Annotated in this window: 1 protein-coding gene; it reads left to right on the top strand. The window is 58.2% G+C overall.

Translation table 11 applies throughout. The features are described 5' to 3' along the window. Nucleotides 1-573 precede the first annotated feature (573 nt). Nucleotides 574-1,992, top strand: coding sequence for a hypothetical protein (locus FJY68_14275; protein MBM3332987.1), 1,419 nt, complete (start codon nucleotides 574-576; stop codon nucleotides 1,990-1,992). Nucleotides 1,993-2,172 lie beyond the last annotated feature (180 nt).

The following is a 2,172-nucleotide window of genomic DNA, read 5'->3' as shown; positions in this document are numbered from 1 at the left end:
CCTGCAATAGCTCCAAGGCATCCTCCTGATCCAGCGAAGCCAGCACCTGCCTGCCTGCCGACCTGACGTTCCGACTTGCAGCCGACGACCATCTCCGGTACTTTCTCACAGCGGTTCTCCTTTCATAACATTCAAACAACCCAGATGCTACCATCCGGGCAGGGGAACCACTACTGATTTTCAACTAAGACAGGGACATCCTCAGTCCGAGATCGGGCAGCTGTACCGCGAACTCGACTATGCGTGCCGAAGGGATACAGGACACGGATCGTCAAGGTTCGCCGATGGCAGGCGTGAGGTACAACGAGATGGCTCCGGTGTTAGACTGGAGTCCCATCACACTGACGGATGGGTACATACCGACATGACGTATGGCGATGCCAGGCAGCTTCTCAAGTCAATAGAAGACCGCGTAGCACTAGAGGAAGCTTTGCGCAACAGGACGTAGCCAAGCTGCAATCTGCGGCACGGCAGGGGCACGGGTAGCCGTGCCCCGCCGTTTTCTGGAAACACCTGCGCTGCCCCGGATTGTTCTCAGTGGCTCTGGCACGCTACTTGCCATACTCCCCCCTGATGAGGTGCGCAAGCCAAGACTCCCACAGTGGTCGCGAGTCCGTGCCTCATCCGGCGGCACCGAGCCGAAGACGAGCGCAGGGTGCTCAGAAAGAAGGAGACACGATGAAAGGCAGGACGGTATCAGCAATCGCGATCGGCGTCTCTCTGGCCGTCGCGACGGCGTGGTGTGCTACAATCTGGGCCGACGGGTTTGAGACATACCCTGTCGGCCAACTGCCGCCCAACCCACCATGGGTGGCGAGCGGGAACACCAGCAACTGCTACGTTGATGGCAGCGTCAGCTATGAGGGAACAAAGTCACTTCACCTCTACGGTGTCGTAGGTGGGACCTGGGGAGCGCACCAGCATCACCTTATCGGGACGGCGGCACCCTACCAAATCGAGTACATGGTCCGAACCGGCGACGAGGTTATCCCACCCTACGGTCACTACGCCTATAGCGACCTGGAACTCAGGACCGGGCCAAGCTGGACATACCCAGGACGTTCGCTCTTGTCGTTCCGCAAAGACGGGCTCATCTGCGGCGTTCCCGGGCCGCTTCGCCAGTTCAACAAGCTGCAGTGGTACCGCTGCCGCGTGAAGTACGAACGTCCAAACGCCTCGACGGTGAGAATCACCTACCGAATCGACGACGATCTCTTCGGACCCTACGACACGCCCGCATTCTCGTTCGAGAACGATCTGACGTGGATGTCGCTCATCGCCAACGCAGGAACCGCTTGGTACGACGCGGTGAGTATCACTACGCCCGCCGTGAACCCCGAGCCGACGCTGCTCGCCGTGCCGTACTACAACCAAGACGCCACCCCGTGGTGTCTTCCGACTTCCCTCAGCATGGTGCTGAAGTACTTCGGCGTCAACCGCAAGCCTGCGTGGGTAGCCAAGGATCTTGGTCTTTCCAATGATTGGCTTGGCGTCTTGATATGGCAACTGCTTGGTGATCAATACCCCAAGCTCAGAGACTACCTGCAGAACGAGTACGGTCACCCAAGCGAGAAGTCGGACTTCGACTCCTTTGACGAGTTTCAGGACTACGTCATCGGCCAAGTCAGGTCATCGCGACGCCCTCTCCTGATCGGTGCCAATCTCGGCTTGGGCGACGGTGGCCACGCCTTTGTCGTGATGGGAGTGAGCGACGACAGCCTTTACGTAAACGACCCGTCAGGCGCACTCTTGCAGTACATGTACAATGAGATCACAGACAAGAAGGCGTACGGGGACTACCTAACCAACAAAGTGGCACGTGGAATTGCGTGGTCGGACTTCCAGACATTCTACAACACGCGAACCCGGAGAGTGGTGTTTGCGGACCTAGCGCCAGTTCCCCAGGTTCCTAGCGCTGTGTCTCTGGATGTACTGCCCTCATGCGGTGTCTTCTTCCAGAAACCCGGAAGAGGATGTCCCTGTCTTAGTTGAAAATCAGTAGCGGTTCCCCTGCCCGGATGGTAGCATCTGGGTTGTTTGAATGTTATGAAAGGAGAACCGCTGTGAGAAAGTACCGGAGATGGTCGTCGGCTGCAAGTCGGAACGTCAGGTCGGCAGGCAGGCAGGTGCTGGCTTCGCTGGATCAGGAGGATGCCTTGGAGCTATTGCAGG

The organism is candidate division WOR-3 bacterium (assembly GCA_016867815.1).
Lineage (GTDB): Bacteria > Hydrothermota > Tepidihabitantia > Tepidihabitantales > Tepidihabitantaceae > UBA2258.
Note: the sequence above shows the minus strand (reverse complement) of the source record. Positions and strands in the feature narration are given on the sequence as shown.